We start from the raw sequence: 6,319 nt of genomic DNA, 5'->3' as shown, positions 1-6,319 counted from the left end.
AGAGGAAGATGATTGAACGGAAGTTCGGAGAGGCCAAATGGTGGCACCGGATGGACAGGGCTCGGTATCGGGGGAAATGGCGCGTCGCCATCCAGGTGCTCATGACCTTCATAGTGCTGAACGCAAAGAGAATAGCGCGGCTCCTTGCAGAACGTTCCCTCCAGAATGGACACCGGCCGGCGCCAACCGGCGCATAGTCCTGGCACGGGTCTGAGGCAGCCCCGATCCCTAACACCCAATCCGAGGTCAGCACCGAATCCCCATGGGTGGCTCCAGGGGTTTGATCCAATTCTCCCCGTTTTTCAGAGCCCTCGTTAGGGAGATGGACGCGACCATTGGCCAGCCAGCCATACCCCGCAGGGGGATCCTCCATCGAGGGCGGTCAAGATCCCGGAACTGGTGCAGACGTTGACGACCAGTCCCTGCAGCAAAGCTGCCCCTTCTCGTGGAGGGGTGGAGTGCGGATGGTCCGGGCAGGCAGCCCTGTTGGCTTCGAGGCGGAGGAGGTGCTCTTCATGCATTTGGATTGGAGGCTCGCGCCACCGAGATCGACCGTCTTAGGCGGCAGCTGCTCGACCGGCTACGCTATGAAGCAGAGCTCGCCCAGCGCCGCTACATGAGCGTCGATCCCGCAAACCGCCCTCGTGGCCGCCCAACTGGAGGTCGAATGGAATGAGACGCTGTCCGCCCTGCAAACGGCCAAGGAGGAGTACGAGGTCCAGCGATAAAAGGACAGATTCGCCCTAAGCGCGGAGCAGAAATCTCAGACCCTTGCGCTCGCCACCGACTTCCCGCGGCTTTGGAACGATCCCTGCGCACAGCCGCGCGACCGTAAACGGCTCTTGCGCCTGTTGGTGGCGGAAATTTCACTCGTTCCTACCCCAGATCCTGGGAGTTGACGGCCGTTCCTGGTATAATCTCCCGTCGCATGCTAAGGATTACTTGTCTTGATAATTCATCAAGATCTGATCGACCGGTCCTGACTCCCTCGAGGAGGTCTTCCTTGGGGGCAGTAGCAACGGATCCGGGTGCGTACCCAGACCGCAATGGCCATGCGTAGTCGGTCGCCCACGTCTGCCAGGTACAGATCCACCGGAATACCACCAACCATTGAGGGATTCCTGCCCCAGTCAAGGTAGCCAGACCGTAGCGAAAAAAGTTAGAATGGTTTGTTTATGGTTTGCCGGTACGGTAGCAAATCGTCCATCTGCCGCATGGAACTGAAGTGGGTATGATGCCAAGTTCGACTGATACCGGTCACCCCCAGCCCCCGCCGCCAATCATGGCAGGTATGAGTCCCGATGTGGATTTCTTTTCAATGTCCACACTTAATCCACGACCTCGAGGCGCCCCGAGCCGACATCCTGGAGAACATCTACTCGTCCCGACAACATAGGCGAGCAGTATCAACCCCGCATCCAGCACCGAGCCCGAGACTCCGGGTTTCCATCGCGCGGCCGTCCCGTAAGGGAATCGGTTAAGAGAGAATTTTCCTTTACGCTTGCTTTTCCTTCTTCTATGCGTGAGACGTTGCACGAGGTCTTGGAGGCAAGATCGTCACCGCCCTCCGCTTCAGAAACCTGGCTGCGTAGCCATACTACGTACTCATCTTCATAAGGCAATCGGGTCTTAGTAGCTCGGCCGGACCAAACCCGTATGAAGTTAAATGGTGGTACGTTGGCTGGTGACGTACAGGAAGGTCAGCCCCTCGCGTCGTAATAGTTTAGGGAAAAGTTCGCCTTGGCGTCGATTTCCGTACAATTACAATTTCCTGGCCGTGACCACGGGATACCAGTACCAGCGGCTAACAATCTCCCGGTCCGGACGACCTACGCGAGGGAACGGCGGGGGAGGACTTCCTAAGTAGGGGTGATTCCTCGTGCTCGAAGGCTGTCGGAACCTAGGCGAATCAGAGGCACGGATAAGGGATTTTGTCACCACGCACGGCGTGAATCTGCTTGGCGAGATCCCGCTATCAGAAGAGGATGTCGCGTGGCTTGATGCTCAGGTGCGCGTGTGCTTCCAGCACGATGCGCGACTGGGAACCCAGTCTTTGATACATGAGACTCCGCTATCGTTCGCAACGTTCCTGGTGTGGCAAGGCATCCGGGGATACCGTGATGGGGACTACTGGTCGACGGTACATACTGCGACGGGTGTGCCGGAAGTGGCGTACCAGAGTGGCTGGGGGCATGGGTTCCTCAAGACGCTAGCCAAGTACCACCTCCTCACCCCAGCAGACGATCCCGGATTTGCTTACGTAGGACCCATCTTGCTCCACGGGGGCGTCCCCGATTCGTGTCTTGCCGAGTATTTCCGCGAGGTGTGCTGGAAGTTCCTCGTGAGCCAGGGCCTTACACAGGAGAAAGAGGTCACGGTAGCCCTAGCACAATGGCGGCAGGATGCCGAGCGGGTCAACGCAGTGCGCCGGGAACTCCAGGCTGTCGAGAACGAGATCTCAGAATGCCAGCGTCTCCTGAAGCTCTGCGACACCTACATCCAGCGCCGGGAGACACTGATTCGGCTGCGTAAGCAAGCAAAGTTGCTGGCGGAAGCTTCGCGGATGTACGAAGAGGTGGCGCAGCTACGCGCAACCCAAGAAGAGTTATTTGAGGAACTGCGAGACGCCCAGCGGCGCATTGACGAGTACTCCCGGCACTGGCAGGAGCTGTTGGCCACAAAAGCCCTCGCACTCGAGCACCGCGTCGAACTGGACAAGGCATACGGTCAGATCGAGGCCGCCGGGCGACAACTGAGCGCATGCACGCAAGGCCTCAACGAGTTAGCCACGAGAGTTTTCGGCCGACCTTGGGTAGAAGCGCTCGGTGAACCCGTTCTTAGACTCGACGGAACAGCGCTGAAACGGGCCCGCGACGAGCTCAAGCATCTCATCGAGCGGAAGGCTCGGGCAAAAGCGCAATACCGCAACCTGAAGATCGCCGGCGGTGTGGGTCTTGGCGTAGCACCGCTCCTTCGAATCTTTACCGGTTACGCCTGGCCAACCGCGGTCACGTTAGGGCTCGCGCTCACCCTGGTGGCGCTGGGAAAGCGTTGGTTCATCAGGGCGATACGGGCGATCCGGACCGAGGAGCAAAGCATCCGTGCGGTGGTGCCTCCGCTACCCTGGGTTGCCGACCCGCTCTGCGGCGACGAGGGCGTCTTGGCAGACATCGACAGGATCCAGCACCTCCTCGTGGAGCGATGCACGTTACGGGAGACCTTACAGCAGTTGCACATGCGCCTCCTTGACATGGAACACCGCACCGGAGGGGCTCGGGCAGGAGGTGGGCCCTCCCCTGTACCGGAAACTGCCGGTACCGCAACCGGGGAACGAGAGTCCTCGTCGGATTTAGCCTCTCGCCTCAACTTATGGAACTTGGTTGACCAGAGAGTAGAGCAATGGCTAGCGGACATCTCCGAGGCCGAGAGGCGACAGGAAGCCGCTGCGAAAGCACAGGTCCAGGTAGTCGATCTTGCCAAGCGCATGGACGAACTGGCGCAAGTCATTGAGGAAAAACAAGGACGTTTGGGGAAGACAAAGGCGGCCCTGCTTGACTTGGGTGTCCCTGTGCCTCCGGAAGACAAGGTCGGATACTCGGCGCTAAAGGAAACGCGCGAATCGGTTCGAGCCCGGGTGGACGAGGCAGCTGCCGCATTCCGACGAGCGAGGGCCGAGTTGGGTGCCCTCGTCGGGTCGGAGGTGACGCCTGAGGAAGTCGACGAGTACAAGCGGAGGATCAACGAGAGGTTGCGGGCCGCCTGGGAACGCCGGGCAGGTATCATGACGGCGGCCGGTGTGAGCACAGCCCATGCCCACCTGGACAGGCCCACGGAGCGGTTCCTGACCCACGGCGGGCAATGGGCCGATAAGTTCGTCGTCGTGACTGTCGCCCTCCTTGCAGCCACCCTGCGCTCCGGCGAGCCGAGGGTTCCCGCCGGTTGGCCCCGGTCATACCGTTACCAGCGCGTTTACGACGTATTTCAAAGCTGGTGGGCAAAAGAGGGGCAGGACCTCTGCGCCGAACGCATCCGTCGTCTTCCCAGCCTCCGCTTGGTGGCCTGGAAAGAGGGCGGAGAGTGGGCCCTGGGGATTCGGATCCCGGAGGCCCTCCTCAGTCAGCCCCAACTGGAAGTCACGCAGGGCAAGTCCAAACTCGCCCTTGCACCGCGCGAGGGGTGCTGGTATCTGGACAACCTATCCGACGAAGTACTTGCCAGTGGATCGGACTACCAGGGAATTAGGCTAGATGTCACCCGCTACCGGTATCGCGATATGCCCCTCGTGGTGTGCCAGGGGTGGGAGGGCGATAGGAGGCTGCTGCCTGCGGCAAGACGGATAGGAAGGGCCAAAAGACTGGTCATCTTCTTCCCGGCCACGTGGGAGCTGAGCAAACCACACTGGCCTGTAGACCCGGTGGGACGGCCGCCCGGCTATCAGGCATGTTATGTCGATCTGGCGGAAACGGGCTGTATCCCATTCGTTGACGGACAGGGCGTTCCGGTCACGGTTGACCTGGGTGGCGAAACACGGTTCGAATTGGTCGGCAACGTCTTGCCCATCGACCGCGATCATGATCAGGGTCCCCTCTTCATAGGTGAGCCGCCGAGATTGCGTTGCCTCCAAGAGGAATTGCTCACCGAAGTAGCCTGGCTAGAACTGGTACCCGGAGGGGCACAAGTGCGTCCCTCCTCGCACTGGTTGTCCACGGGCGTCACGCTCGCCTTGCCCGAGCCCAGCGGCTGCTTTGAAGTAGTGGTGTACGACCGACAAGGCACTGAAATGGAGAGGCTGCCGTTCCGCTACGCGGCCCACCTGCGGGGTGTCTATATCCAGCGGGATCCGGACCATATTCCTTCCCGGGCCGAAGGCAACGGAAACCGCGGTCACCGCGACAGTGGGCCCGGGAGCGAGCTGGTCCCCGTTTTCCCCGAGCGCGAAGGCCACCCCAAGCTGAAGGTACACTTCGATGCGTGCCCCGGTTGTACTGTAGAACTGAAGAAACCCCGGCCCGAATCAAGAGATGGTTCTACTGGCGTAACCAAAGACGGGGTGTTAATTCCCCCGCATCCTGATTGGGATCGAACTGTGTGGGAACTACGCAGCGAAGGAGGCAGGCCCGTTCCCATCGAACTAGTGCTGCAGCGTATCTGGTGGGCAGCGGGAGAGTGCGGTCATACCCCGGCGGAGTGGACCGACCGCATCATAACCGTTGCCCCCGATTGGGTGAGAGCGGCCTCGGACAAGGCGCTTTGGCTGCGGTGCGAGCCTGGCACGGTTCGGCCTGGCCTAAAGGCCGGATTCGGAGATGCCTTAAGGCCATATCGACTGGACAGGACGGGAGTCGTGGAGATACCGCTCCGGGAGTATTGTGATCTCATCGGCGCCGCGCAAGATCGGGAGCACGTGTTCCGAGTCTGGATTCAGGGACGCGACGGCGCGGAGGCCGCCGGTCAAATCGCTCTGTATAAGCCCCCCGTCCCTGCCGAACGGTGCTTCTTTTGTATTACGCACACCACGGACCTGCCAGCAGAAGAGTTGACGAAGTCCTGCGCCACCTGCAACTTCTGCCAATTGCGATGCCATGGTGAAGAAGTATTCTGTAGCAGCGGTCAATGGAGCGAAAGGCGACTACCCAAGAGAGATTTCGAGCGACTCATGGCAACCAACCTGTGTGATCGCTGGGATGGTGAATACCCGGGAGAGCCATTCGGCTGGGAGGCAACGCGACTCATAGGTGCGCGGGTGAGAACCAAGGTAGAGCTAGAGGAAATCTTTGGCACCCCTACACGGGGCGAAGGCCTGGTAAGCGGGGCCGAGGCGGGAAGGCTCTGCGTCCGCTGGGACTCTCCGGCTGGAGCGCCAACCACCTGGTTCTGTAGGTACCATTACGACAAGTTCTGCACGGAGGCTTCGCAAACCTGACGGAGGAGGAGCACGTCGGTGTCCGCCCATGATGTCCTCAACATGTGTAATACCATCGCCGCCCGGTATCGGGCCTACCTGGAGACCACCTTCTATTTTCGCGACCCCGTGCTACGGAACTCCTTCGCCAAGGCGTTGGAATCCGAGGACCTTATCAAAGGCCCGTATCTCGAGAGTATGCCAGCATTCACGCGGGGTGAGACCCCGCGAACTCTGCTACCGGAACTAGGCGTGAACCCAGATGACGCGTTCTTGCAGGCTATCGAGGGAGATCGCCCCCTTTGGCGCCACCAGGAAGAAGCCATACGCAGGATAGCGGCAGGCCGGAACGTGGTAGTCGCTACCGGCACGGGAAGCGGTAAGACGGAATCATTTCTCTTACCCATCCTCTTCCAT

Annotated in this window: 3 protein-coding genes; all 3 read left to right on the top strand. The window is 60.2% G+C overall.

Translation table 11 applies throughout. The features are described 5' to 3' along the window. The coding region (locus AB1609_13625; GenBank protein MEW6047499.1) for a transposase at positions 1-197 on the top strand (197 nt) is incomplete at its 5' end. Positions 198-1,879: 1,682 nt separating this feature from the next. Further along, positions 1,880-5,923: a hypothetical protein gene (locus tag AB1609_13620; GenBank protein MEW6047498.1), complete on the top strand. Its 4,044-nt coding sequence runs from the start codon at positions 1,880-1,882 to the stop codon at positions 5,921-5,923. A gap of 18 nt (positions 5,924-5,941) precedes the next feature. After that, positions 5,942-6,319: DEAD/DEAH box helicase (locus AB1609_13615; protein MEW6047497.1), on the top strand; the 378-nt coding region annotated here is incomplete at its 3' end.

This window comes from Bacillota bacterium (assembly GCA_040754675.1).
Taxonomy (GTDB): Bacteria; Bacillota; Limnochordia; order Limnochordales; family Geochordaceae; genus Geochorda.
This window is presented reverse-complemented; position numbering and strand designations above follow the sequence as displayed.